This window comes from Pseudomonas sp. 9.1(2019), from assembly GCF_009910445.1.
GTDB classification, from domain to species: Bacteria; Pseudomonadota; Gammaproteobacteria; order Pseudomonadales; family Pseudomonadaceae; genus Aquipseudomonas; species Aquipseudomonas paraversuta.
In genome coordinates, this window is the sequence record NZ_VBWF01000010.1 from 988,416 (window position 1) to 1,014,954 (window position 26,539).

Consider the following 26,539-nt stretch of genomic DNA (forward strand, 5'->3'; position numbering starts at 1 on the left):
CGCAAAAACTAGCTCCCGCGCCTAATAAACACGACAAGATCGAGCGTAGAGAAAGCCATGACTGAATATGCACCGCTGCGCCTGCACGTTCCCGAACCCTCCGGCCGTCCAGGCTGCAAGACCGATTTCAGCTACCTTCGCCTGACCGATGCCGGTCTGGTGCGCAAACCCCCTGTCGATGTAGAGCCTGCCGATACCGCCGATCTGGCCAAAGGCCTGATTCGCGTGCTCGACGATCAGGGCCAGGCACTCGGCCCCTGGGCAGAAGGCGTCTCGACCGAGATCCTGCGGGCGGGCATGCGCGCCATGCTCAAAACGCGGATTTTCGACACCCGGATGGTGGTTGCCCAGCGTCAGAAAAAAATGTCGTTCTATATGCAAAGCCTTGGCGAAGAAGCCATTGGCAGCGCCCAGGCCCTGGCCTTGAACATCGACGACATGTGCTTCCCGACCTACCGCCAGCAGAGCATTTTGATGGCCCGCGACGTGCCTCTGGTGGATCTGATCTGCCAGTTGCTGTCCAACGAACGCGATCCACTTAAAGGCCGTCAGTTGCCGATCATGTATTCGGTCCGGGACTACGGCTTTTTCAGTATTTCCGGCAACCTCGCGACCCAATTCATGCAGGCGGTCGGCTGGGGCATGGCATCGGCGATCAAGGGCGACACCAAAATCGCCTCCGCCTGGATCGGTGATGGCGCCACCGCCGAATCGGACTTTCACACCGCCCTGACCTTTGCCCACGTCTACCGCGCGCCGGTGATCCTTAACGTGGTGAATAACCAGTGGGCCATTTCGACCTTCCAGGCGATTGCCGGTGGCGAAGCCACCACCTTCGCCGGACGTGGCGTGGGCTGCGGCATTGCCTCGCTGCGCGTCGACGGTAACGACTTCATCGCGGTGTACGCCGCCTCGGTCTGGGCCGCGGAGCGCGCACGACGCAATCTTGGGCCGACACTGATTGAGTGGGTCACGTATCGCGCCGGCCCGCACTCCACTTCTGACGACCCTTCCAAGTACCGTCCTGCCGATGACTGGAGCCACTTCCCGCTGGGCGATCCGATCATTCGCCTCAAACAGCACCTGATTGCCACTGGCAACTGGTCCGAGGAAGAGCACGCAGCCGTCAGCGCCGAACTCGAAGCCGAAATCATCGGTGCACAGAAAGAAGCCGAGCGATTTGGCACCCTGGCCGGCGGCCAGATGCCAAGCGCGGCGACGATCTTTGAGGACGTGTACAAGGACATGCCCGAGCACTTGCGTCGGCAACGTCAGGAATTGGGGTTATAACCAGATGAACGACAACAATAAAATTCTGATGGAGAACGCCGTGAGCACCAGCACCATGACGATGATCCAGGCCCTGCGCTCGGCCATGGATGTGATGCTTGAGCGCGACGACAATGTGGTGATATTTGGCCAGGACGTGGGCTACTTCGGCGGCGTATTTCGTTGCACCGAAGGCCTGCAGGCCAAATACGGCAGCTCGCGGGTGTTCGACGCCCCGATCTCGGAAAGCGGCATCGTCGGCGCCGCCGTCGGTATGGGCGCCTATGGCCTGCGCCCGGTTGCCGAAATCCAGTTTGCCGACTACTTCTACCCGGCATCCGACCAGATCGTTTCCGAAGCGGCCCGCTTGCGCTACCGCTCGGCCGGTGAGTTTATCGCCCCCATGACCCTGCGCATGCCCTGCGGCGGCGGCATCTATGGCGGACAGACCCACAGCCAGAGCCCGGAAGCCATGTTCACCCAGGTATGCGGCCTGCGCACCGTCATGCCGTCCAACCCCTACGACGCCAAAGGCCTGCTGATTGCCGCCATCGAAAACGATGACCCGGTGATCTTCCTGGAACCAAAACGCCTGTACAACGGCCCCTTTGACGGCCACCACGAACGCCCGGTGACCCCGTGGTCCAAGCACCCGGCCAGTGCCGTACCCGATGGCTATTACACTGTGCCGCTGGATTGCGCCGCGATCGTGCGCCCCGGCACTGAAGTCACCATCCTGACCTACGGCACCACCGTCTATGTGGCCCAGGTCGCTGCCGAAGAAACCGGCATCGACGCTGAAGTCATCGATCTGCGCAGCCTGTGGCCGCTGGACCTGGACGCCATTGTCACCTCCGTGAAAAAAACCCGACGTTGCGTCGTCGTGCACGAAGCCACCCGCACCTGCGGTTTTGGTGCCGAGCTGATTGCGCTGGTTCAAGAGCACTGCTTCCACTATCTGGAAGCACCTATTGAACGCGTCACAGGCTGGGATACGCCTTATCCGCATGCTCAGGAATGGGCTTACTTCCCGGGCCCTGCACGGGTCGGTGCGGCTTTGCAACGGGTTATGGAGGTCTGAATGGGTACGCACGTTATCAAGATGCCGGACATTGGCGAAGGCATTGCGCAAGTTGAACTGGTGGAATGGTTTGTCAAAGTCGGTGACATGGTCAGCGAAGACCAGGTGGTCGCCGATGTGATGACCGACAAGGCCACCGTGGACATTCCCTCCCCGGTAGCAGGCAGAGTCCTGGCCCTGGGCGGCCAGCCCGGCGAAGTAATGGCCGTAGGCAGCGAGCTGATTCGTATCGAAGTTGAAGGCGCGGGTAACCTGCGCGAAAGTGCTCAGCCGGCCGCTGCTGCAGAACCGCAGGCCGCCGCCCCGAAAGCTGCGCCACAGGCCCGGGTCGAAGTGGCGCTGGTCACGGCCCCGGCAATCAAGCCTGCTGCGGCCCAACGGCCTGCACCTGTAGCCCGCGAAGCCAATGAACGTCCGCTGGCCTCCCCCGCCGTGCGAAAACGCGCCTGGGATGCCGGCATCGAATTGCGCTTTGTCATCGGCAGCGGCCCGGCAGGACGTGTGCTGCACGACGACCTTGAGGCTTATCTGGCGCAAGACAACACCTGCGTCGCGGCACCGGCCAGCGGTTATGCCAAACGCAACGATGAACAACAGATCCCGGTGATCGGCCTGCGCCGCAAAATCGCCCAGCGCATGCAGGAGGCCAAGCGCCGTGCCGCACACTTCAGTTATGTCGAAGAAGTCGACGTCACTGCCCTTGAAGAACTGCGCGCGCAGCTCAATCAAAAATGGGGCGAAAGCCGGGGCAAGCTGACCCTGTTGCCGTTTCTGGTACGGGCGATGGTGGTGGCCTTGCGCGACTTTCCGCAAATCAACGTTCGGTATGACGATGAAGCGCAAATCATCACCCGCTTTGGCGCCGCCCACATCGGAGTTGCCGCGCAAAGCGAAGGCGGCTTGATGGTGCCGGTGGTCCGACACGCCGAAACCCTGACCCTGTGGGGCGCGGCCGATGAAATCACGCGCCTGGCCAACGCCGTGCGCGCCGGCAAGGCGACCCGTGAAGAACTCAGCGGCTCGACCATTACCCTGACCAGCCTTGGCGCACTGGGCGGAATCGTCAGTACCCCGGTGGTCAACCTGCCCGAAGTCGCGATTGTCGGGGTCAATCGCATCGTTGAACGGCCAGTGGTAGTCAAAGGCCAGATCGTGATCCGCAAAATGATGAACCTCTCCAGCTCCTTCGACCATCGGGTAGTGGACGGCATGGACGCAGCGCAATTTATCCAGGCCATGCGTGGCTTGCTCGAACAACCAGCCACCCTGTTTCTGGAGTGAACATGCAGCCAACCCAACACACCACGCTGCTGATTATCGGTGGCGGCCCTGGCGGCTACGTGGCTGCCATCCGCGCCGGCCAGCTGGGAATTGCAACAGTCCTGATCGAAGGTCAGGCGCTGGGCGGTACCTGCCTGAACGTCGGTTGCATCCCGTCCAAGGCGCTGATCCATGTGGCCGAGCAATTTCACACCACCCAAGGCTACAGCAATAACAGTTCGCCACTGGGGATCAAGACCCAGGCCCCGACCCTCGACATTGGCCAGAGCGTTCAGTGGAAAAACGGCATCGTTGATCGCCTGACCAGCGGCGTCGGTGCGTTGCTGAAAAAGAACGGCGTCAAGGTCATCCACGGCTGGGCCAAAATCCTCGATGGCAAGGCGGTTGAAGTCGACGGCCAGCGGATCGAGTGCGAACACCTGTTACTGGCCACCGGCTCGAAAAGTGTCGACCTGCCGATTCTGCCCATTGGTGGCGCGATAATTTCCTCCACCGAAGCCCTGAGCCCCACCAGCATACCAAGGCGTCTGACCGTGGTCGGCGCGGGTTATATCGGACTGGAGCTGGGCATTGCCTATCGCAAGCTGGGCGCGGAAGTCACGGTGGTCGAGGCCCGCGACCGGATCCTGCCGACCTACGATAAAGATCTGACGCTGCCAGTTGCCGAGTCCCTCAAGGCATTGGGCATCACTCTGTATCTGGAACATAGCGTCGAAGGCTTCCAGGCCAGCAGCAAAACCCTGTCGATGCGCAATGCCCTGGGCGAAAGCCAGACTCTGGAAACCGACCAGGTCCTGGTCGCAGTGGGACGTCGCCCGCACACCCGGGGCTTCAACCTTGAGACCCTGGCGTTGGCCATGAACGGCCCGGCGATACGGGTCGACAATCGCTGTCAGACCAGCATGCGCAATGTATGGGCGATTGGCGACCTGACCGGTGAGCCGATGCTGGCTCACCGGGCCATGGCCCAGGGCGAGATGGTCGCCGAGATCATTGCCGGCAAACAGCGCGAGTTCTGCCCGACAGCCATTGCCGCGGTGTGCTTTACCGATCCGGAAATTGTCGTGGTCGGTAAATCCCCCGCCGAAGCCGAAGCGGCGGGCCTGGACTACATAAGCGCCAGCTTCCCGTTCAGCGCCAATGGTCGCGCCATGACCCTGGAATCAAAAAGCGGATTCGTGCGGGTTGTCGCGCGGCGTGACAACCACCTGATTCTCGGTTGGCAAGCAGTGGGCGCCGGTGTTTCGGAGCTGTCCACGGCCTTCGGCCAGTCGCTGGAAATGGGGGCTTGCCTGGAAGACATCGCCGGCACCATCCACGCTCACCCGACCCTGGGCGAAGCCGTGCAAGAAGCCGCGCTGCGTGCGCTGGGGCATGCACTACATCTCTAACCTGTAGGAGCGAGCTTGCTCGCGAGCTTTTTCAACGCTGCAACCATGAGCTCGCGAGCAAGCTCGCTCCTACAGATAAGTCGCTCCTACACTGCGGCTCAGCTTCTGAACAAACTCCACAAGAACGCCAACATCTCAAAAGCGCAGTAAAACCTGTAGGAGCGAGCTTGCTCGCGAGCTTTTCCAACGCCGCAAGCATGAGCTCGCGAGCAAGCTCGCTCCTACAGACAAGTCGCTGCTGCAGTGCGGGTCAGCTTCTGAACAAGCTCCACAAGAACGCCAGCAAGCCGCCTAAGGTCGCAATCCCCGCCAGCCAGCCAATCGCCGACAAACCCTGCCACACTGGCCCCGCTGCCGCTATTTGCGGACCAAATGCGATCAGCAGCGCGCTGATCAGCAACGCCAGCGACAATCGGGTCGAGGCCAGTCGCAATGAGCGCTCCAACCGTTCCAGCCCCGGCATGTCCACCTTGAGATCCAGCACCCCGTGCTTGAGACGGTGCACCATCAGGCGCGTGAGCTTGGGCAGGTCGCTCAGCACCCCGCGCCCCAGCTCCAGACCGTCGATGCCCAACCCCTTGGCCACTTTCCAGCTGAATTGCTCACGCAGCATTTTCTCGACTGCCGGCTTCGCCGTGGCGATCAAATCCAGATCAGGATCAAGTTGCGTCAATACCCCGTCAGCCGTGATAAGCGCCTTGAACAACACCAGTAAATCCGGCGGCAGCAACAAACGATATTCACGGATCAAACCGAGAAAATCGGTGATCAACGCGCTGATTTTCAATTGCCCCCCTGTGTGGCGCGCCATATATTCGCGGGCGGCCTGTTCGATCTGTGACAGGTCTTGCACGCGCTCCCCGCTCCAGTCAATCAGCACAGCCACAAGGAGCTCGGTACTGCCCTCGGTCAACGCGCGCATGAAATTCATGACCTCAAGGCGCCGTCGCTCATCCAGTCGACCCACCATGCCAAAGTCGATGAAGCCTACGCGGTTATCACTCATTGCCCGCAGGTTGCCCGGGTGCGGGTCGCCATGGAACAACCCGTCCTCCAGCAGCATTTTGATAAAGGCGCGTGCCCCGCGTCTGGCCAGCAAGCCGGGATCAAGCCCTTGTTCGATCAGTGCATCCCGCGCCAAGGGGGTAAAGCTGGGCAAGAATTCCTGCACCAATAACCGTTGGCTACTGAAAGCCCAATAGATACGCGGGATGACGATATGCGGCGTCTGCGCAAAGTTCTGCGCGATGCTGTCGCCGTTCTGCCCCTCCTGAGTGAAGTCCAGCTCCTCCAGCATCGCCCGGGCCAGCTGCCTGACCATCTGGCGCGGCTGATACACCGCCAGCGCGGCATTCTGCTCAACCAGCTGGGCCAGGCTTTCGAGCAACTGCAAGTCGGCGGTCATGGTGTGCCGCAAGCCGGGCCGTTGCACCTTGACCACCACCGCCTCGCCACTCAGTAAACGTGCAAGGTACACCTGGGCCATGGAGGCCGCGGCAAGGGGCTGAGTGTCGAACTCGGCAAATACCTGATCGAGACCGCAGCCCAAATCCTCCAGCACCTGTGCCTCCAGCTCGGCCCATGGCAGGGTTGAGGCCTGACTGTGCAAGGCCTGTAGTTCATTGACCCACTCCGGCCCCAGGATGTCGCGGCGGCTGGCCAGGATCTGCCCGCACTTGATAAACGTTGGCCCCAGCGCTTCCAGGGCCATGCGCACCCGCTGCGGCGTACTGGCCGGCAGCGATTCACCGGGCTCGGCATTGACGTCCACCAGCAAACGGCCCAGGCCCAGACGCAGCAGTACGTCCTGGGCACCGAAGCGCACCAGGGTAGCGACAATCTGATGAAGCCTGCGGTGGTGTTTCAAAGCCGTCCACGAGGAATCAAGCATGGTTACGTGTCCTGTTTAAAGTAGTGCCGGGGCCCGGTCAGACCAAGATTCGGACCTTCAGAGTCGCTGAACATTCGATTAATTAAAGTTCGCCTACGCTTGCAGGCAAGCAAACGCTGTGCGTGATGGCCCAAGACCAGTAGAATCGCGCTCTTTTTTCCAGGGCACTCGCCATGACCTCTCCCAAAACACCGCATGAAGCCGAGTCCCAGACCAGCGATCTGGTCTTTGGTCTCGAAGCCCGTCCCAAGCCATGGATCGCTTTCCTGGCAGCGCTGCAACATCTGCTGGCGATCATTGTTCCTATCGTCACCCCCGGCCTGCTGATTTGCCAGGCGCTGGGCGTCTCGACCCGCGACACCAACATGATTGTGTCCATGTCCCTGGTGATCTCCGGGATTGCCACCTTTGTTCAGTGCAAGCGCTTCGGGCCTTTCGGCGCCGGGCTGTTGATCGTGCAAGGCACCAGCTTCAACTTTGTCGGCCCGCTGATTGCGGGCGGCGCGTTGATGGTGAAACAAGGCACCCCGGTTGAAGGGGTGATGGCTGCCATTTTTGGCGTGGTGATTGCCGGTTCGTTTGTCGAAATGGGCATTTCCCGGGTACTGCCGTTTGTAAAACGCATGATCACCCCGCTGGTGACCGGCATCGTCGTACTGATGATTGGCCTGACCCTGATTAAAGTCGGTCTGATCAGCATGGGTGGCGGCTTCACCGCAATGGGCAACGGCACCTTCGCCAATGGCGAAAACCTGATGCTGTCAGGCGTGGTGCTGGCGATTATCGTGATCCTCAACCGCATCCCGCTGGTCTGGATGCGCAGCTGCGCCATCGTCATCGCACTGGCCGTGGGCTACGCCCTGGCGGGCTACCTCGGACGTCTGGACTTCACCGGCATGCACCAGGCCGAAGTATTCCAGGTGCCGGTACCGCTGCACTTTGGCCTGAGCTTCTCATGGGCCTTGTTCATTCCGATGCTGGTGATTTATCTGGTGACCTCGCTGGAAGCCATTGGTGATGTGACCGCCACCAGCAAGGTCTCGCGCGAGCCCGTTGAAGGCCCGGTGTGGATGCAGCGCATCAAGGGCGGCGTACTGGTCAACGGCGCCAACTCGCTGCTGGCAGGTATTTTCAACACCTTCCCGAGCTCGATCTTTGCCCAGAACAACGGGGTGATTCAGCTGACCGGCATCGCCAGTCGCCATATTGGCGTGTGGATTGCCGGCATGCTGGTGCTGCTGGGGCTGTTCCCCAGCGTTGCCGGTGCCATTCAGGCAGTGCCTGAGCCAGTACTCGGTGGTGCGGCCATGGTGATGTTCGGGGCTGTTGCAGCCTCCGGGATCAATATTCTGGCCAGCACTACACTGGACCGTCGTGCCCTGTTGATCATTGCGGTGTCGCTGGCGCTGGGGCTTGGTGTGTCGCAAGTCCCTGAGTTCCTGGCCCACATGCCCGCCGCCCTGCGCAATGTGCTGGAGTCCGGTGTGGCCACAGGGGGTATTTGCGCCTTGTTACTGAACTGGTTCCTGCCGGAAGCAGAAAAGAAATAACCCGCAATACGACCATCAACGGCAGGATTGCCTTGAGCCATCCTGCCTGGCCTTGAACCGGGCCTGTACCCTGTACCGACCGTCCCTTTGCAACCAGGAGTCTGGCGTGACTGAACCCGGAATCAACCATCAGCAAGCCCTTGATCGCTTTCTCGGCGAGCACCCCGAACTGGCAGCCGAGCTTGAGAAGTTAAACCCCTTGGCCGCCCGTGCGGTGGGCCAATCGATGCAGGAATATCGCCAGGAACGTTTAAACGAAGCCTTCGAGGCCGAGGCTGAACGCCTGGGCTTTTTTGCCTGGGAACTGACGCTGCAATTGACCAGTGCCAGCGCCGAGGAGTTTGAGGCCCAACGTCTTGAGGTACACCGCGAGGTGGCACAAATGGCAGGTATGGACTGGGACGAGTATTGCGAGCTGCATGGCCTGTAGGAGCGAGCTTGCCTCGCGATGCCAGCACACAGCTTGCGCGGATCAGCCGTCCCGCTGTGGCATCCAGATACTGGAACAGACTTTCTCCAGCAGCGCCTTGTTATGGCTGAACACAATCAGCCCCAGTTCACGGCGCTTGACCTCCTCCAGCAACACTCGCCATACCTGGGCCTGAATGTGAGGGTCAAGTTGCGCCGTCACCTCATCGGCAATCAGATAGCGCGTGCGCGGGTCCAGCGCCCTTAGCAAGGCGATACGCGCCAGTTCGCCGCCCGATAATTCATCCGGCCGGCGCGTCAGCCAGGCAGGATTCACTGCCATGCGTTCAAGCCATGGGGCATCCGGGGACCAGGCATCACGCAGGCTCTCACCCGTGGTGCGATAGGGATTGAAGGTCAGTTCGGGGTGTTGTGGCACTAGTTGGACCGGGCAGTAGCCCTTCTTCGACAGCGGTTTACCGCCCACTGTGACACTGCCCGAAGTTGCCGTTTGCCACTGCGCCAGCACCCGGCCCAGAGTGGTTTTCCCAAAACCGCTGGGGGCGGAGATGCCTTGACACTCCCCCAGCCCCACCTGAAAAGACACCGAATCCCAGAGTCGATGACCGTCTTGCACAATGCTGAGTTCGCGCACTTCAAGCATAAGAATCAGCCCCGACTTCCGGTACCCGCCGCGCCAGAAACTGTTGCTCGGGCAAGGCCGCCCAAAGCGACTGTAGCCACGGACTGCCTGCGCTTTCACGCAACTCTTTCGCGCTCAGGGTTTCGTGCAGTTCACCTTGATGCAACACCGCGATCTTGTCGGCAAAACGCGCCGCCAACGCCAGGTCATGGGTGACCCACAGAATGCCCCGCCCCTGCTGGCAAAAACCCTTGAGATGGGTCAGCAGCTGACAAGCATGCTCGTCATCCAGCCACGAGGTGATCTCGTCCGCCAGAATGTAGCGCGCGTGGGTCAGTGCCGCGCAGCTGGCCAGAACCCGCTTGGCCATGCCCCCGGACAACTTGCGCGGATATTCGTCCACCAGCCCGGGTTGCAGGTTGTATTGCTGCAGTTGCCGCGCCACAGCCCCCGGCTCCAGCGTGACCCCGCTCAACTGCGCCGCCCTGTTCAACTGCGGGCCGACTTTAATCAGCGGGTTCAGGGCACTCACGCCCTGGGGCACATAGCACAGGCTTTTGCCGCGCTGGTCGATCTTGCCCGCAGCGCTCAGCACCTGCCCATCGAGCACGATATCGCCATGACAGCGCATGTTGTCCGGCAGCAAACCCAGGGCGCTCTGTAGCAACAGGCTTTTGCCCTCCCCGCTGGAGCCCACAAGTGCCACCAGCTCACCGGGGTTAATCTCCAGGGAGATATTGCTCAGCAGCGGATGCCAGGTTTTATGGCCCAGCCAGTGATAGTGGGCGATATCAATCGCAAACCGGTCGAATTTCAGCATCAGGTAATCCTTATCCAGAGCTGTTGCAGCGCTCGTGCAAATTGGTCGAATACCAGTACCAGACCCACCAGAATCAAACCCGGGAAGAACGCCATCCACCAGGCACCCGTACTCAAGTACCGTAGCGCATCCGCCAGCAACAAGCCCAGTGACGGATCATGGGGCGCCAGACCAAAGCCCAGAAAGCTCAGCGCCGCCGAATGCAACACTGCATGGGGGAACATCAGCAAGGTGCCGATGATCCACTGCGGCAGCAGCAACGGCAGCAAGTGATGGCGCCAGCGATAGAAGCTGCTGTTGCCCAGGCGATGGGAGAGCATGACAAAATCGGTCTCGCGTATGCGCAGGATTTCGGCTCGCAGGATCAGGGCCAGTCGCGGCCAGTGGGTCAGGGCCACGGCCAGGATCACTCCCTGTTTGCCGCCGCCCAGGGTGAAGCAAATCAACACCAGCAACAGCAGATGCGGCAACGCCAGCATGCTGTCGATCAGCCCGCGAATCAGGTAGTCCAGGGTTTTGTTCAGTGCACACAGGCTGGCGGCAAACATGGCCAGAAAACCGCTGCTAAAGGCGGCGGTCAAACCGATTTGCAGGCTGGTGGTCATCCCCTGGAAGCACCGCAGCCACAGGTCCCGTCCCAGGCTGTCGGTGCCGAACCAATACTCGGACGAAGGTGGCAGGCGCCGCGCCAGCAAATCCATCGGAACATCAACGCTGACTATCGACAGGCCATACGCGATCAAAAGCAGCAGCATCAGCAGCGAGAGGCAAAGCCTGAACAAGGCACGATTGGGGTCGTAAGTCATGACTGGCGCGCCGCCCCGCGGTTGAGGCGCAGTAACAGCGCGTTGGCAATGCTGTTGCCGGTAAACACCAGCACCGCACAAAACATCACAATCCCCATCAGTAACGGGATATCACCACGCAAGCCGGCATCGATAGTGGCCTGGCCGAGGCCCGGATAAGCGAAGACTTTTTCCGCCAGCAGCGAACCGCCAATCAACTCCCCCACCGAAGCAAATTGCAGGCACAACGCGGGGGTTACCGCGTGACGCAAAATATGAAAGTTGATCAGCGGCCAGCCTTTATCGCCCTGGGCCTGGGCATAGCGAATGAACTCACTGTTCATCACCTCTGCCACCCGTGAGCGGGTGTGCAGCGCAATATTGCCGACCCCCAGAACCCCGAGGGCCAGCATGGGCAAAATCAGGTGCCTGAGCTTGTCGCCCCAGGTGGCTGTTTCGGCGCTGCTGCCGGGGGTCCAGGCACAGCAGATCGGCGCCCAGTTGAGGGTGACGGCAAACAGTGACAGCAACAACAGGCCAATCCAGAAGGTCGGCAGGGACGCCAGTACATAGGACAGGGTCGAGATCAACCGGTCCGGCCAGCGATTCAAGTAACGTCCGGCCGTAAGGCCCATGGCCAGACCGACAATCCCGGAAAACAGCCACGCCGACAATAGCAGCGCGAATGAGGTGGCAAAGCGCTCACCAATCACTTGCGACACCGGCGCGTTGTAGAGCATCGAGTAGCCGAAGTCGCCTTGCAGGATCTGGCTGAACCAGTGCAAAAAGCGCTCCCACAAGGGCAGATCCAGCCCCCAGCGCGCAGCAATCAGCGGGTATTGCTCGGGCGGCACGTGCAACAGGTCGTTGCCGATATAAGCCCGGATCGGGTCAACCGGAGAAAAGCTGAGCAAGGTAAACGTGCCTGCTGCCGTCACCAGCAGCAGGCACATCAAGCGCACAACATAAAGCGAGAATCCACGAATCACTTGCAGGTCCACTTCCAGCCATCAAGGCTATTGAGCAGCGACCAGGAACCGTGGATTTCCGGAGCGCCTTTGCCCAGGTCGATACACTCATCAGCCAAATACGTGTGCTGTACGTTCAGCAACCACGCCCAGGCTGCATCGCCCTTGACCCCGGCGCCGGTCTTGCCGTCCCACTCCACTTGCTGCCAGAACGGCACCGCCTGCTGCCAGGTCGGAGCATCCAGCGCCTGCTGCAAATGCTGATCGACTACAGGATTCTTGTAATAACCGGGGTTGTAGTACTCAACCCCGGCCGCCTTGCTGCTGTAGTGATGATAAAGCTCCATCGGGTCGAGGCTGCCCCAGCCAAACAGGGTCGGGTTGGCGTGCATGTTGCGTTCAACGGTTTCCCAACTGCCTGACTTCAAGTCCACCTCGATCCCGACCGGCTTGAGCATGGAGCGCACGGCCTGGGCCAGGTCACGTCGGGTCGCATCGCCACTGGCGTACCACAGGGTGAGTTTGGCCGGCACACCCTCTTTGGCACGAATGCCACTGGCGGTTTCAACCCAGCCGGCTTCATCCAGGATCTGTTTGGCCCTGGCGATATCGCCATCCTTGAAGGCCGCCTGCGGGTTATCCCAGGGCAAACCCTGGACCCCGGTGTAGGCAGGTATCGCATGCCCTTCGAGAATCTGGTCCGCCAGCAATTGGCGATTGATTGCGTAGTTGATGGCCTTGCGGATCGCCACATCGGCGGTCACATCGTTACCAACGGGGTAGCCATGGGCATCCTTTTCGCCTGCCCTGGTGGTGGGCAGCACAATGCCGCGATTCTCGACACTGGGGCGTACCCACAGCTTCATGCCCGGTGTCGGCGTCACCGCCAGCGACGGAGCGATTCGTACGATACCCAGCTGCTTGCTCTGGGCCGCGGCAAACGAGCTGTCCTCATCGAGGAATACAAACACCAGCTTGTCGAAATCGTTTTTCTGCCCCGCGTAATACGGATTGGCTTCAACAATCAACTGCTGCCCCGGCTGATAGCTGACCAACCGGTAAGGCCCGGCACCAACAGGCTTTTGCGCATAGGTTTTAGCGTCGTACTTGTCGGCCGAGACAATGCCCAGAGACCCCAGCACATTGACGAAGGTACTTTGCGGCGCCTTCAACTCAATGCGCACGGTGAGCGGATCAACCGCTTCGGCCTTGAGGAAGTTGCCCATATCGACCTTGCCGCCACTGGCCGCCGCATTGTTGTAGGTGTAGGCCACATCCTTGGCAGTCAGGGCCGAGCCATCGGAGAATTTCAAGTCGGGCTTGAGCTTCAAAGTCCAGGTTTTGCCATCGTCACTGGTCTGATAATCAGTGAGCAGGAAACTGCTCCAGGACAAGTCCTCGTTTTGCTTGAGCAACGGGCTGTGCAACAGCAGATAACTGCCGTGACTCCAGCCCAGCATGGGGTCAAAGCCTTCAGTGGGTTCATCGCCAATGGCCAGTTGCAGAGTTCGTGCCTGCGCTGAGTAAACCGGCGCAGCGAGCACACTCAACAAGGCAGCGGCCACCAGGGTATTGCGCATCCATGCAGGCTTTGACATCTATCCTCCTGAAATAAATAGCTTCGTCGGAAAATCCCGGAAAAACCATGCGCCAATTCTCGCGCCCAACAGTAATAGCACCCCAGTATCAAATATCCAGCAGTCATATGATTTTTTAGGGAAATCTTCATACCGGCGCATTATCTTGTAACAACATAAGAATCCCCAGCGACCGGGATCTCAACTTCCAGGCAACCTCTGAGAGGTTCAAGGACGCGGCTGTGCTATACCAAATGGGTACGATTGTTCAGACATGGCATGCAGATTCCACATACAGAGGTTCACATGTTCAAAGGATTAGCCGGTCACCTCAAAGACAAAAACATCCACTCGATCAATGCCCTGCCATCGAACAATATCGAACTGTTCGACTGCTACACCGGGCTGATCCTGGGCCACCTGTATCGCAATTTCCCGCTGCCCCTCACCCTCACCGCCGAGCGCTTTATCGATTACAAAACCCTGGGCGCCAGCAACCGCGACACGCTGGAAAAAGAAGAGGCCCTGTTCCTGGCCACCGTCAAATGGCTGGCCGACGTCGGCTACATCCACTTTGACGGACTGTCAGGGGTTTCATTTTTCGAAGTAGTGCTGACCAATAGCGGACTGCTGATTTTGCGCGCGTTCCCTGAAGGCAAAGACACCGCCCCTACCATTGGCGAGAAGTTGTCGCACTGCACCAGGGACGAAAATAATGGCGAACTACGGGCCCTGGTGTCAGAAGCACTGGGCCTGGGAAGCCGGATGATCAGCCCGATGACGCGCTCGGGGATTTGAGCCAGTCGCATTGATCCGCATGCCACTGCAACGTTTCAACACTGGCCTTCGCTGAAGCCGATGTTGGCGTAGCGAGTGGCATGCCTTCGTATTGGATGTAGTAGGAATTATGTAGTTGAGGGGCCAGTCGGATTAACAGCGAAGCAGGATCGATTGCAATGAGATACAAATCGAACAGAGTATGAAGGTCAGCACGTAGCAACAAGCCGTTTGACACCACGTGAGTGTGTTCACCCTTATAAGGATGAATATGCGCAGCTTCTAACACCTCAGCTTGATCGCAACCACTGATCGCACATCTTGTTGCGTATGCTTCCAACAACTTCTTACGAAAAGCAGACTGTCCTCGACGGCGAACAATGCTGGCAACTACTCGCTGTCTAGCATCATCAACATTTCGAGGATCAAACACACGTTGTTGCTCGGCTTCGACTTCGGCTTTTTCGAGTTCATGAGCCACCCGACCGGGCTCGCTAGGAAGCTCATCTATCATTTCGATAAGTTTGGACTTAATGGCTTTACCGATATTTTTCTGAGGCTTTAGACCAACCACCCATTCAAGCTCTCGCTCTTCATAAATCGCAGAGATGTTTTGCATTCTGCGTTCAAAGGCACCCTCTTCGCGGCCAAAACGATTAGCCAACTCACGATACACATGAGCTTTAACAAACTTTGTGGTCGCTACCTGGTGACGCAACATTTCGCCATAAGCTTGAACTGATGCCTTCAGTTCCTCATTGCTCCATCCGTCCGACATTGCTCCCATCCTTTTTGATCCGCACCGAAGCACGCAAGGTAAGAGAATTTACCCGACCATGTAGGAAATAAATAATTTCTGTAGGAGAAATCCCAAACTAAAGCCGCCATCGAACCATTCAAAAAAGTGCTCGACGGCGTTCCATTGAGAAAGTGCAAGCCCGTCCCCAGCCACTAAGTACAGGCTTCAACCACCCACTTCACTTTCGCCAACGCCCCGCGCAATGCCCCCATGTCCACCGATCCCAGGGCCAGTCTGATGGCGTGGGGTACGTGGGTCGAAACAGCAAATGGCTGGGCGGTGGAGACCGATATCTGTTCGCGCAGCAATGCCGTGACGACCTGCTCTGCTCTGGCATCCTCGGCCAGGGGCAGCCACACAAAGTAGGAAAAGGGATGGCGCACACGGTGCAGCCCGGCCAATTGTTCGTCAGCAATGATCTGGCGGGCCTGTGCGTCCTGGCGCTTTTGCACTTCAAGTCGGCTCACCGTGCCGTCGTCGAGCCAGGCACTGGCGATCGAGGTCATTATCCCCGGGGTATTCCAGGCTGTGACCCTGATCATGCGCTCCAGTGCGGCAATGGTTTGAGGCGGCGCCGCGACGAAACCGACGCGTAAACCCGCAGCAACATTTTTCGACAGTCCGGATACATACACCGTCCTTTCCGGTGCCAGTTCAGCCAGGGGTGGCGGCGGATTTTCCACAAGAAAAGCGTAGGCCGCATCTTCGATGATATGCAGATCATGCTTGCGCGCGATTGCCACAAGCTGCTGACGCTGCTCGAGGCTCATCACCCAACCCAGCGGATTGTGCAGGGTCGGCATGCTGTAGATCGCTCGCACCGAGCGACTGCGACAGAGCTGTTCCAGGGCATCAAGGTCCGGGCCACTTTCTGTAACCGGAATCGGCAACACCTCAAGATGCAGCGCCAGGGCCAAAGCCTTGAAGCCCGGATAGGTCAACCCATCGACCGCAATGACATCGCCGGGCTGGAGCAGCGACATCAAGGCCACAGTCAAGCCGTGCTGGGCACCATTGACGATCAAGACCTGCTCGGCAGGTACGTTCAGGCCGCGAGTCTGCAAATGCCGGGCAAACGAAGCCCGCTCGTGCAGGCGTCCGCCATGGGGCTGATAGCGCAGCAGCGACTCCAGGTCGCCAGACAACGCGAGCTGGCGCAAGGCGCTGCGCAACAGTTCGGCCTGGCCGGGCACAGAGGGGTAATTGTAATTGAGGTCCAGCATCCCCGCCGTCACGTCGGGCTGGTCGATGCCGTGGCCGGGTGGCAACGACGTCTCCCTGACGAAAGTCCCGCGCCCCGCCTCTCCACTGACCAGGCCCATGGCCTCAAGCTCGGCGTAAACCCGACTGGCCGTGACCAGCGCCAGCCCTTCTGATGCGGCCAATTGCCGGTGGGTGGGCAAGCGGGTACCGGGTGGCAAGCGTGCACTGCGGATATCAGCGGCAAAGGCGTCGACCAGCGACTTGTAGCGAGAGCGCGGCATCGGGACTTGTATCCATGACAATATTTTGATTGTCATCAATATTCGACCCTAGGATGCACTTTATGCAATCCCGCGATCAGCCTTGAGTGTGAAACTCGATGGAACGAACCTCCAACCTGCAAAATCCGGCAACCTCGCAAAACCTGAGCGGCTGGCTCAACGGGTTTATCGGCGTGGTTATTTTCAGCGGCTCGCTACCGGCAACCAAGGTGGCGGTGCTGGAATTTGATCCGGTTTTTCTGACCCTGGCCCGCGCCACCATCGCCGGGGCCATTGCCCTGTGCGTGCTGCTGTTGTTGAAGGCAAAGCGCCCTCAGCGAAGCCAGCTTTTGTCCTTGCTGATCGTGGCCATCGGGGTTGTGGTGGGCTTTCCACTGCTGACCGCCCTGGCGCTGCAGCATGTCACTTCTGCTCACTCGATTGTGTTTCTCGGCCTGTTGCCCCTGGCGACTGCAGCCTTCGGCGTGTTGCGCGGCGGCGAACGTCCACGGCCGGCGTTCTGGCTGTTTTCAATCCTGGGCAGCGCGCTGGTGGTGACGTTTGCCCTGTCACAGGGTCTGACCGCCTCTGCCACAGGCGACATTCTGATGTTCCTGGCCGTGATCATTTGCGGCCTGGGCTATGCAGAAGGTGCAAAGCTGTCCAGAACCCTGGGCGGCTGGCAGGTGATTTGCTGGGCGCTGGTGCTGTCGGTGCCGGTGATGGCAAGCCTGGCGGTTTACTGTGCGCCCTCTTCGTTCGCCAACATCAACCCGCCAGCCTGGCTGGGCCTGGCTTACGTCTCGTTGTTCAGCATGCTGATCGGCTTCGTATTCTGGTACCGCGGACTGGCCCAGGGAGGCATTGCGGCCGTGGGCCAGCTTCAGCTGTTGCAGCCTTTTTTTGGCTTGGCCCTGGCCGCTACCCTACTGCATGAGACCGTCAGCATCGGCATGTTCGCCGTGACCGGCGCGGTGATCCTGTGTGTGATTGCGGCGAAAAAATTCGCTAGATAAGGCCCCGTTGTTCAGGCAGTTTTCAGCGTAAAGCGCGAAGCCGGGCGGTTCAGACCGTAGTGATCGCGCAAGGTACTGCCAGCGTATTCGGAACGGAACAGGCCGCGCTGGCGCAGGATCGGCAGCACTTCATCAAGGAACACCTCAAACCCGTCCGGGAACGCCGGGGGCATCACGTTGAAACCGTCGGCGGCGCCACTGCGAAACCACTGTTCGATCAGGTCAGCAATCTGCACCGGCGTGCCTACCGGTACCCAGTGCCCTCGCGCACCGGCCAGGCGATTGATCAACTGGCGCAGTGTCAGGTGCTCGCGATCAACAATGTCGATGATCAGCTTGAAGCGACTGGACTGACTTTCACGGCTGTCGAAGTTGATCAGGTGCCGCGGAAACGGCGCGTCCAGGTCATGCCCTGACAGGTCGACCCCCAGCATGCGGCGCAACTGACCCAGAGAGATATGCGGCAGGACCAGCTCATTGAGTTCATCGAATTTGCGCTGGGCTTCAGCTTCGCTGCTGGCTATGTACGGGCTGATGCCCGGCAGGATTTTCAGCTGCCGTGGGTCGCGCCCCACCGCCCTGGCCCGGGCACGGATGTCGTTGGCGAACTCGGTCGCACTGTGCAGCGTCTGGTGCGCGGTGAAAATCGCTTCGGCATGGCGAGAAGCAAAGTCGCGGCCGTCCTCGGAAGAGCCCGCCTGCACCTGCACCGGCCGGCCCTGTGGCGAGCGCGGCGAGTTGAAGGGACCCTTGACCTTGTAATGGGCGCCCACATGGTTGATCGCATGCACCTTGCTGGTATCGGCAAACACCCCGGCCGTCTTGTCCAGCACCAGCGCGTCGTCTTCCCAGCTGTCCCACAAGTCGGCCGTCACCTGCACGAACTCTTCGGCCTGGGCGTAGCGATCATGGGCCGATGGATGCTGGTCAAGGCCGAAATTGGCGGCAGCGTCGGCCATGGAAGTGGTCACGATGTTCCAGCCGGCGCGGCCATTGCTGATGTGGTCCAGGGCGCTGAACGCTCGGGCCAGATTGTAGGGTTCGCTGTAGGTGGTACTGGCCGTGGCAATCAGGCCGATGCGCCGGGTGACTGCGGCAATGGCCGCCAGCCAGGTGATGGGCTCGAACCGGATACGCATGCCCTCCCGCCCGCTTTCGGAAAGTGAAGGTGAATCGGCAAAGAAAATCGCATCGAGCTTTTCCCGTTCAGCGCGTAACGCCAGCTGCTGGTAATAGCCGATATCCATCGAGTGTTCCGGCACCGATTGCGGGTGGCGCCAGGCGGCTTCGTGATGGCCGTTGGGGTAGATAAACAGATTGAGGCTGAGCTGGCGTTCGGACATTTTCCGCTCCCTGAAGAGAATAAACCTGACAAACATGGGCCCGCGCGCGGCGTCAGGCAGCAACCCGCGGCGCAGTAAAAAGATCAGTGCAGTTCAGCGAAATCACTCAGTACATCGTCGCGCAGGGCAATGAAACGGCTGTCGCTGCGGTTGCGCGGGCGTGGCAGGTCGACATCGAGAATACGGCGGATGCGGCCCGGGTTCGGTTGCATCACCACAACCCGATCCCCCAGGAAAACCGCCTCATCCACATCGTGGGTTACCAGGATCATGGTGATTTTTTCCTTGGCCCAAATGTTTTGCAGCTCGCCCTGCAGACGCGCGCGGGTCAAGGCATCCAGGGCTCCCAGTGGTTCATCAAGCAGCAACACGCTGGGGCGATTGACCAGCCCGCGGGCAATCGCCACCCGTTGCGCCATGCCTCCGGAGATCTGATGCGGGTAAGCGTCGATAAAATCCTGCAGGCCCACCAGTTCGATGTGCTCACGCACGGTGTCGCGTTTTTCAGCGCTGCTCAGCACCGAGTTCTTCAGACCTACCGCGACGTTCTGCTCCACGTTGAGCCACGGGAACAGGCGGTGATCCTGAAACACGATGCCGCGCTCCAGCCCCGTGCCGGCGATGGGCTTGCCATTGATCAGGATCCGCCCGTCATATTCCTCATCGAGCCCCAGAATCAGGCGCAACAACGTGGACTTGCCGCAGCCGCTGGCGCCGACAATGCTGATGAATTCGCCGGGGGCGATGTCGAGCTGAATGTTGTCCAGCACTTGCAGCTGGGTCGTGCTGCCCGGGCGGGAGGCAAAACGCTTGCTGATGTTTTCCAGGGTCAGGCCGTTGTTGAGCATGCTGCAGTCCTTCTGAAAGTGTTAATCAACGGGGGGCGATGCCATACAGACGCTGCATGCGCCGCTCACATACCCGTGCCAGTGCATTGAGGCTCCAGCCCACCAGGCCAATCACCACCATGGCGAACAACACCAGGTCCATCATGAAATGCTCGCTGCCATCAATCAGCGTATTGCCGATCCCCTCCCCCGAAACCAGCAGGTATTCGGCACCGATGGTGGCCAGCCAGGAGTACACCAGCGCCAGGTACAGCCCGGTAAAGATCGACGGCAATGCGGCCGGCAACATGACCCCGATGATGGTTTGCCAGCGGCTAAAGCCGTATACCCGCGCCACCTCCAGCAAATTAGGCGGCACGCTGCGCAAGCCATCGCAGGTATTGACCACCACCGGCACCAGCGCTGCCAGTGACAGAAAGGCCACTTTCGCCACATCACCCAGGCCGAACCACACCGAGATCAGCGGGATCCAGGCGAACAGCGAAATCTGTTTGAAGGTGTTGAAACTGGGCCCGACCAAACGCTCGAAATGCCGTGACAGCCCCAGCAGGCATCCCAGCACCAGACCCAGGCTGGTGCCGATAAAAAAGCCACTGAGATTACGCGTCAGGCTGGCGCATATGGCGCGCCAGAATTTGTCCGATGTGATTTGCTCCCAGGCCGTGACTGCGACTTTCTCCGGTGACACCAACAGCCCCGACTGGCTCCAGCCCTGATGGGATGCCAGCCACCAGATTGCGATGGCGGCAATCGGTAACACCCAGCCACGATAGCGACGACTGCCCGGACTCACTGCAATCACGGCGCTCATGAAAGTGCTCCCGCTGTCCCGGGGCGACCGCGATTGAGGCGGCGCTCCACATAATCAAACCCGCGATCGATCAACAGGCCGACTGCCCCCACGACCACCACGGCCGCCATTACCAGATCCAGTTGAAACAACTGACGGCCATACACGATCAGGTAACCCAAGCCCTCACTGGAGGCAACCAGCTCCACTACCACCAGCGACAACCAGGCCTTGGTGAAGCCCAGACGCAACCCGGTGAACAGCGTCGGGACCGCCGCCGGCAAGACAATCCCGACCACGCTTTGCCAGCGACTGAAACCATAGGCCCGGCCAACTTCCAGCAGCCCCTTGGGCGCCTGATGAAACGCTTGCAAGGTGCACAGGGTGATCGGCACTGTCGCCGCCTTGGCAATCAGCACGTACTTAAGGGGTTCGCCGATACCGAACACCAACAAGGCAAACGGCAGCCAGGCCAACACCGGGATCTGAACCAGCGCATTGAAGGTAGGCAGCAGGTAATCCTCGACGGTGCGCGAGAGACCCATGGCCGCCCCCAATACCACACCGATCGAGGCACCCAATGCGAACCCCAGGACTACGCGTTGCATGCTGGCCAGGGCATTGATCCACAGATCACCGGAAGTGATCAGGTCCGACAGGGTTTGATACACGTAGGCCGGGGGCGGCAGCACCTGCTCCGATAGCCAGCCGCGCTCGACGCCCAAATACCACAGGCCCAGCAAGACCAGCGGCAACAGCCAGGGCTCGGTGTAACGACGCAGCCTGGCGAACCCCTGAGAAGTACGCGGTATCTCGACCTTGCGCACGGGCCGAATCGGCGCCGGCGGCAAGCGCTTGACGTTGTCCCTGGGTAACGCCGGAGCCGAGTACGGCTCCGGTCTGGCGGTCTGTGCCCTGGCCATGTGCTAGCTCCCTTGCTTGCTGGTCGCGACCGCTACCGCATCAGCGGCGGGCTGCTTGCCATCCGGGCCGTAGGGGGTCCAGTAGTGTTCAAGGCCCCTGCTTTTGAGAGCCGCCTGCAAATAACCGGGGGCGAACCAGCCCTCGACAGTCACCGGACGACGGATCAATTTTTCTGCCTTGGCTTGATCTGCCACGGCCTGATAGCGGCCTATCAGGAAGTTGTCCACCAGAGGCGAGACTTTGTCCCGCAGGCTGCTTCCGGCAAAGTCGGCGCGCAATGACTCCACCGGGTCATTGCTCTTGGCCCACTCGGCGAAGACCTGCTCGGCATGCCCCTCGTCCGAACTCCATTTCGCCGCATCCACCAGGGTGTCGACGACTTTCTGCACGTTCTGCGGGTGTTCCTTTTCATAATCGCTACGCACCACCAGCGCCGTCTGGCGGGTGTAGCGCACATCCTGCGAAGGGTTGTCATAGATGATGTCGATCAGGCCTTTATCCCGCAGCTTGAACAACTCGCGCCCACCAAAGGCCGCGTCCACGCCATTGGAAACCAGGGCCGCCTGGGTGCTGCCAGTGTCGAGGTTGATCACCTTGATGTCGCGCTCGGTCAGGCCACGCTCGGCCAGCAGGTTGATCGACACCAGGTGCCCGTTGGTACCGCGAAACACCGCTACTTTTTTGCCTTTGAGGTCATCGATGCTTTTGATGTCAGAGCCCTTGGGCACCGCCAGGTAAATGTTCGAGCGCACCCCCAGTGCCGCCAGCAATCTGGTGTCCAGCCCGTTGGAGCGGCCTACGACTGCAGGCAGGTCGCCCTGGTAGGCGAAATCCAGCTGCTGGTTGGACAAGGCTTCATTGACTGCCGGCCCTGCCCCTTTAAAGAAGAACCACTGCACCTCGGTGCCGCTGCCGGCGAAGGCTTTTTCCAGAAGTTGCTGATTGCGCACAATGCCCAGGGACGAACCACTGAACGTAACCGGGTCACCACCACCGGCGGCGGCGACGCCAATGCGCAACACATCGGCCTCGGCCAATGGCGCAACCAGCAGCACCGCCAGCGCGGCCGCAATACGCCCTTTGCGAAACACTTTAAATGTAGCCATGTGGAGGTCTTCCTTGGATCGATGAGGATTGGTCTGTCAGGCGGCGAGGTGTTTTTTGTCGGCTTCGGTTTGCGGCGAGCGGGTTTCGGGGGTGGGTTTGAGTGCCTGGCTCAAGCGTCCGTCGACGCCAAACGGCACATCACCGTCAATGGTGGTACGGCGCACAATGCGCTGCGCATCGCCGTAATCGTTGATCGCAATATGCTGGGTGGCGCGGTTGTCCCAGATCACCACATCACCTTCCTGCCAGCGCCAGCGGACGGTGTTGTCGACATGGGTAATACGGTCGTGAAACAGACGGATCAGCTGTTTTGAATCATTGCTGCTGACCCCTTGAATCTGCTTGACGAAGTGCCCCAACAACAAACTTCTCTCGCCCGACTCCGGGTGTACGCGAACCAGAGGATGTTCAGTCTCGTAAACTTCGGCGGTGAACTGTTCGCGATAACGCTTGAGCCCTGACTCATCGGTATTACGCGGTGCGGCGTAGTCATAAAGATTGGTGTGCAAGGCGCGCAAACCATCGGCCAGCAGTTTTAAAGGTTCCGGCAGATCGGCATAGGCCGTTGCCGTATTGGCCCATACGGTGTCGCCGCCATAAGGCGGGATGACCACACCGCGCAGGATGGAAATCTTCGGGTAATTGGCCACGAACGTCACATCGGTGTGCCAGGAGTTGGCCCGGGTTTCCTTGGCATCCAGGTGCAGGATGGCAGTGCTTTGCTCGGCCGAACGCACGGTCGGGTGCGGTACTTGATTACCAAAACGTCGGGAAAATGCTTCGTGCCCGGCATCATCGAGATGCTGATCGCGAAAGAACAACACTTTGTATTTCAACAGTGCTTCATTAATAAACTCGAACGCTTGTTCACTGATATCACCGCCCAGTTTTATGCCGTCCAGTTGTGCACCAATTCGACCTGCGACGGGTTTTATTTGAATAGTCATCAAACCACTCCTGCCTTATGAACCGTTGTTGGCCAGATCATAAAGGCATAAAAGCAGCACTGACTAATCACAATTTAATATAAAGATATGCGAATCATCCGCTAGAACCAGGACGCTATAAAGCTTGATAAATCGTTATATAAGTCTGGTTGTAAGCTCATAACTTTTTCACTGGACCCTGGATAAACAGGTGGAGCCGGGGGTTGGAAAATTCACCGTCGCCACCACAGCTGCCCCCGGATTTACCTGAGTACCGCCGATTTTTAACCAAACAGGAGACGGCCACAGGGAAATAACGAGTGCCAGCTTTGACCCACATCATTCACCAAGCCACAGAGACAAGTTGATTGTCGGACAATACAACATTCTATATATCCACTCGTCAGATTAGACACTTAAAAAAACCGAAAACTTTGCTCTGTAAAATATATGTGCTTCTCTAGAGACGCTAACCCGACCCATCGTCTTCAAAGGATGAAGTGATGAATGCCTTATATAAAACCTCGACCAATCCGTTATCAAAAACAGAGCAAGATTCAATCAATGAGGTCACTCAGAAAATCACCCAACACAGTAACGAGCTGCGTAAAAAATACCCCCTGCTCGAGTATCAAAATGTTATAGGTGCTAGCGTGATGACACTGTCTATCGCTGGCATGATCCTCTCTGGCACGCTGTACATCAAAGGCATAATACCCGCATGGCTGTGTATTCTGATCAATGCTTTATTAACCTCCTTCATACATGAACTTGAACACGACTTGATTCATCGCTTGTATTTCAGAAAGCAGCCCATTGCACACAACTTGATGATGTTGCTGTGCTGGATAACCCGCCCGGGAATGCCGAGCCCCTGGTTAAGGCGAGAGCTGCACTTTCACCACCATAAAGAGTCGGGCACAGACACCGATGTTGAAGCATGGATTACCACCAGCGGCAGCAAGTGGGGCGCCAAGCGGCTCCTGAAACTCATCGATGGATTTGTCTTTGGCATTGTAAATGCCCTGTTTGCGCCTACCTGGCGGGAGAAGGTCAGATTGACCGTCAAGGTGCTGCGCTTGAATGCCCCCATGGGACTGTTGTACTGGGGCTGCTGGTATGTGTTCCTGGGGTATCACTTCTATACATGGACAAGCTCATTAATGGGTTTTGCCTATCAGCCATCGCCCACCACATCGATACTGATGAGCGTGATCAACAGCGCCGTGGTTATCATCGTCGCGCCAAATATAATACGTCAGTTCTGTCTATTCTTTGTCAGTTCAAATATCCATTATTACGGCGATGTGATGCCGCGCAATCCCTTGCAGCAAACTCAAGTCATGAATCATTGGTGGCTATGGCCATTCCAGTTGTTCTGCTTCAACTTCGGCAGCACTCACTGCATTCATCACTTCGTGGTTAAAGACCCCTTCTATATCCGTCAAATGACAGCACCCTTCGCCCACAAGGTATTAGCGCAAGCCGGTGTTCGCTTCAATGACTTCGGCACTTACAAACGCTCAAACCGTTACAACCTGACTCAACCGGACGCTTGAACCTGTGCACGGCCCTTTTAGAACAAGGGTATTTACGATTTAAACGATGGCACAACTTTAAACAAATGGAGTGTTAAGCATGGAAGCTGAAGGGATATGTGCGAATCAATTTGAAAGCGTCAAGCATGCTTTTGAAAATATCTTTAATGATCCGCAGGAACGAGGGGGAGGACTCTGCGTAAAAATTGGCAATGAAACGGTCGTGGATTTATGGGCAGGCTCATCAGATCGTGAAGGTAATAAACCTTGGCTTAAAGATACGTTGATCAATACATTTTGCACGGTCAAACCATTCGCTGCAGTGGCGGCATTGATGCTGGTCGAAAAAGGTAAACTGGAATTAGATATCCCGGTGGCTCATTACTGGCCTGAATTCGCCCAGGGCGGTAAAGATAAAATCACCTTGCGCCATGTGATGAGTCATACCTCCGGGATTCCAGCGTTAAGACTCCCCAACCGCAACCCGACGATGTATGACTGGGAGCATATGGTGAATGTTCTGGCTGCCGAGCCTATATGGTGGCAACCAGGTACCGAGCTGGGATATGGAACCACAACCTATGGCTGGATCATCGGCGAGCTGATCCGGCGAACTGACGGCCGCAACCCCTGCACCTTTATCCATGAAGAAATCACCCAGCCCCATGGCCTGGAGGTTCATCTGGGCGTGGAGCAACAAGATTATTACCGCATTGGCCATTATGACGCGGCCAAGGGACGCATAGGTGACCCTTACTCGAAGAACTTGCGAACAGTAGTTACCACTCATTCGGAAGACATTTCGACCCTTGCCTTTACCAATCCGGGAATATCTCCCAAGCGTTCATCTGATCCAAAATGGTGGGCCTTCAAGCAGCCCGGTGCGTGCTCACATAGTACGGCAGCTGGTTTGGCCGGTTTTTACAGCGCATTACTGGCCGGGCAATTCATCGGCACAGACATGCTGAACGAATTCACCAAAGAGCAAAGCAACGGCATGGATCGCATCTGGAAGCGGCCAATGCGCTATGGCCTGGGTTGCATGATGGAACAAACGGCCGATCCGGATGCATCACACTGCATGGGGCCCAACACCTTTGGCCATATAGGGCTTGGCGGTCCAATTGCCTTCGCAGATGCTGATCGCGAGATCAGTTTCAGCTTTGTGACAACGACTTCAGGTGGGCACATGATGATTGATCCACGCGCACAGAACCTTGCAGCCCTTGCCTACGCGGCAATCTAAACACCCGAGGATCAACCTGGCACACAGAGAGGCCAGCCCCGCAGGCAACTGCACAAAACCGCGACAAGCGAAGCCGACTCGATAGCAAGTCACCCCGC

Annotated in this window: 24 protein-coding genes; 10 read left to right on the forward strand and 14 right to left on the reverse strand. The window is 58.7% G+C overall.

Translation table 11 applies throughout. The annotated features are described in order from the left end of the window. The first annotated feature begins 57 nt into the window (after positions 1 to 57). Genes FEZ21_RS17730 through lpdA form a run of 4 tightly spaced genes read left to right on the forward strand, consistent with a single transcriptional unit; the run spans position 58 to position 5,022 of the window. Positions 58 to 1,290, forward strand: coding sequence for a 3-methyl-2-oxobutanoate dehydrogenase (2-methylpropanoyl-transferring) subunit alpha (locus tag FEZ21_RS17730; protein WP_003442106.1), 1,233 nt, complete (start codon positions 58 to 60; stop codon positions 1,288 to 1,290). A gap of 4 nt (positions 1,291 to 1,294) precedes the next feature. Continuing rightward, positions 1,295 to 2,350 (forward strand): alpha-ketoacid dehydrogenase subunit beta, encoded by a 1,056-nt coding sequence (locus FEZ21_RS17735; protein ID WP_003442104.1) that lies wholly within the window; start codon positions 1,295 to 1,297, stop codon positions 2,348 to 2,350. Then, entirely contained in the window at positions 2,351 to 3,631 is a 1,281-nt protein-coding gene (locus FEZ21_RS17740; protein ID WP_003442102.1) for a dihydrolipoamide acetyltransferase family protein, read from the forward strand. A 2-nt stretch (positions 3,632 to 3,633) separates the two neighbouring features. Further along, the gene (gene lpdA / locus FEZ21_RS17745) at positions 3,634 to 5,022 is read left to right on the forward strand and encodes a dihydrolipoyl dehydrogenase (RefSeq protein WP_010656392.1); all 1,389 of its coding nucleotides are present in this window, start codon (positions 3,634 to 3,636) and stop codon (positions 5,020 to 5,022) included. A 250-nt stretch (positions 5,023 to 5,272) separates the two neighbouring features. Here the strand turns inward: lpdA and FEZ21_RS17750 are convergent, their stop codons facing one another. Next, positions 5,273 to 6,913 carry an AarF/ABC1/UbiB kinase family protein gene (locus FEZ21_RS17750; protein ID WP_160628053.1) on the reverse strand — a complete coding sequence of 547 codons (1,641 nt, stop codon included), beginning with the start codon at positions 6,911 to 6,913 and terminating at the stop codon, positions 5,273 to 5,275. Between the two features lie 173 nt (positions 6,914 to 7,086). Here FEZ21_RS17750 and FEZ21_RS17755 point away from each other — a divergent pair, with 173 nt between their 5' ends. Continuing rightward, on the forward strand, positions 7,087 to 8,463 hold the full coding sequence (locus tag FEZ21_RS17755; RefSeq protein ID WP_160628054.1) for a nucleobase:cation symporter-2 family protein: 1,377 nt from the start codon (positions 7,087 to 7,089) through the stop codon (positions 8,461 to 8,463). Between the two features lie 106 nt (positions 8,464 to 8,569). Continuing rightward, positions 8,570 to 8,893: a DUF6388 family protein gene (locus FEZ21_RS17760; RefSeq protein WP_160628056.1), complete on the forward strand. Its 324-nt coding sequence runs from the start codon at positions 8,570 to 8,572 to the stop codon at positions 8,891 to 8,893. Positions 8,894 to 8,935: 42 nt separating this feature from the next. Here FEZ21_RS17760 and FEZ21_RS17765 read toward each other — a convergent pair whose 3' ends face one another. Genes FEZ21_RS17765 through FEZ21_RS17785 form a run of 5 tightly spaced genes read right to left on the reverse strand, consistent with a single transcriptional unit; the run spans position 8,936 to position 13,685 of the window. Beyond that, complete coding sequence (locus FEZ21_RS17765; RefSeq protein WP_003442093.1) at positions 8,936 to 9,535, reverse strand: ATP-binding cassette domain-containing protein; 600 nt, start codon at positions 9,533 to 9,535, stop codon at positions 8,936 to 8,938. Continuing rightward, positions 9,528 to 10,334, reverse strand: a complete 807-nt coding sequence (locus tag FEZ21_RS17770; RefSeq protein WP_160628058.1) for an ATP-binding cassette domain-containing protein — start codon at positions 10,332 to 10,334, stop codon at positions 9,528 to 9,530. Before FEZ21_RS17770 ends, FEZ21_RS17765 begins: the two co-directional genes overlap by 8 nt. Continuing rightward, a complete protein-coding gene (locus tag FEZ21_RS17775) occupies positions 10,334 to 11,140 on the reverse strand; it encodes an ABC transporter permease (RefSeq protein ID WP_003442088.1) in 807 nt (268 codons plus the stop codon). Before FEZ21_RS17775 ends, FEZ21_RS17770 begins: the two co-directional genes overlap by 1 nt. After that, positions 11,137 to 12,120 (reverse strand): ABC transporter permease, encoded by a 984-nt coding sequence (locus FEZ21_RS17780; RefSeq protein ID WP_003442086.1) that lies wholly within the window; start codon positions 12,118 to 12,120, stop codon positions 11,137 to 11,139. Before FEZ21_RS17780 ends, FEZ21_RS17775 begins: the two co-directional genes overlap by 4 nt. After that, positions 12,105 to 13,685, reverse strand: coding sequence for an ABC transporter substrate-binding protein (locus FEZ21_RS17785; protein ID WP_160628060.1), 1,581 nt, complete (start codon positions 13,683 to 13,685; stop codon positions 12,105 to 12,107). The genes FEZ21_RS17780 and FEZ21_RS17785 overlap by 16 nt, the downstream gene beginning before the upstream one ends. Before the next feature lie 285 nt (positions 13,686 to 13,970). Between FEZ21_RS17785 and FEZ21_RS17790 the strand changes: the two genes are divergently transcribed. Further along, positions 13,971 to 14,462: a hypothetical protein gene (locus tag FEZ21_RS17790; protein ID WP_003442082.1), complete on the forward strand. Its 492-nt coding sequence runs from the start codon at positions 13,971 to 13,973 to the stop codon at positions 14,460 to 14,462. Here FEZ21_RS17790 and FEZ21_RS17795 read toward each other — a convergent pair. Together FEZ21_RS17795 and FEZ21_RS17800 are read right to left on the reverse strand one after the other, a co-directional pair. Continuing rightward, the gene (locus FEZ21_RS17795) at positions 14,434 to 15,219 is read right to left on the reverse strand and encodes an HNH endonuclease (RefSeq protein WP_003442081.1); all 786 of its coding nucleotides are present in this window, start codon (positions 15,217 to 15,219) and stop codon (positions 14,434 to 14,436) included. The genes FEZ21_RS17790 and FEZ21_RS17795 overlap by 29 nt on opposite strands. Positions 15,220 to 15,392: 173 nt before the next feature. Then, on the reverse strand, positions 15,393 to 16,724 hold the full coding sequence (locus FEZ21_RS17800; RefSeq protein WP_160628062.1) for a PLP-dependent aminotransferase family protein: 1,332 nt from the start codon (positions 16,722 to 16,724) through the stop codon (positions 15,393 to 15,395). Positions 16,725 to 16,822: 98 nt separating this feature from the next. Between FEZ21_RS17800 and FEZ21_RS17805 the strand changes: the two genes are divergently transcribed. Next, a complete protein-coding gene (locus FEZ21_RS17805; protein ID WP_160628064.1) occupies positions 16,823 to 17,719 on the forward strand; it encodes a DMT family transporter in 897 nt (298 codons plus the stop codon). 11 nt (positions 17,720 to 17,730) lie between these two features. Here FEZ21_RS17805 and FEZ21_RS17810 read toward each other — a convergent pair whose 3' ends face one another. From FEZ21_RS17810 to FEZ21_RS17835, 6 genes are all read right to left on the reverse strand, one after another. After that, positions 17,731 to 19,062 carry an LLM class flavin-dependent oxidoreductase gene (locus FEZ21_RS17810; protein ID WP_160628066.1) on the reverse strand — a complete coding sequence of 444 codons (1,332 nt, stop codon included), beginning with the start codon at positions 19,060 to 19,062 and terminating at the stop codon, positions 17,731 to 17,733. 83 nt (positions 19,063 to 19,145) lie between these two features. Continuing rightward, complete coding sequence (locus tag FEZ21_RS17815) at positions 19,146 to 19,910, reverse strand: ABC transporter ATP-binding protein (protein WP_003442075.1); 765 nt, start codon at positions 19,908 to 19,910, stop codon at positions 19,146 to 19,148. A gap of 25 nt (positions 19,911 to 19,935) precedes the next feature. Next, a complete protein-coding gene (locus tag FEZ21_RS17820) occupies positions 19,936 to 20,721 on the reverse strand; it encodes an ABC transporter permease (RefSeq protein WP_003442072.1) in 786 nt (261 codons plus the stop codon). Continuing rightward, a complete protein-coding gene (locus tag FEZ21_RS17825) occupies positions 20,718 to 21,623 on the reverse strand; it encodes an ABC transporter permease (RefSeq protein ID WP_003442069.1) in 906 nt (301 codons plus the stop codon). The genes FEZ21_RS17820 and FEZ21_RS17825 overlap by 4 nt, the downstream gene beginning before the upstream one ends. 3 nt (positions 21,624 to 21,626) lie before the next feature. Continuing rightward, positions 21,627 to 22,730 carry an ABC transporter substrate-binding protein gene (locus FEZ21_RS17830; RefSeq protein ID WP_003442067.1) on the reverse strand — a complete coding sequence of 368 codons (1,104 nt, stop codon included), beginning with the start codon at positions 22,728 to 22,730 and terminating at the stop codon, positions 21,627 to 21,629. Between the two features lie 36 nt (positions 22,731 to 22,766). Beyond that, positions 22,767 to 23,678 carry a TauD/TfdA family dioxygenase gene (locus FEZ21_RS17835; RefSeq protein WP_003442065.1) on the reverse strand — a complete coding sequence of 304 codons (912 nt, stop codon included), beginning with the start codon at positions 23,676 to 23,678 and terminating at the stop codon, positions 22,767 to 22,769. Between the two features lie 482 nt (positions 23,679 to 24,160). Between FEZ21_RS17835 and FEZ21_RS17840 the strand changes: the two genes are divergently transcribed. Together FEZ21_RS17840 and FEZ21_RS17845 are read left to right on the forward strand one after the other, a co-directional pair. Then, positions 24,161 to 25,216 (forward strand): fatty acid desaturase, encoded by a 1,056-nt coding sequence (locus tag FEZ21_RS17840; RefSeq protein WP_160628068.1) that lies wholly within the window; start codon positions 24,161 to 24,163, stop codon positions 25,214 to 25,216. 79 nt (positions 25,217 to 25,295) lie between these two features. Beyond that, positions 25,296 to 26,441: an EstA family serine hydrolase gene (locus FEZ21_RS17845; protein WP_003442062.1), complete on the forward strand. Its 1,146-nt coding sequence runs from the start codon at positions 25,296 to 25,298 to the stop codon at positions 26,439 to 26,441. Positions 26,442 to 26,539 lie beyond the last annotated feature (98 nt).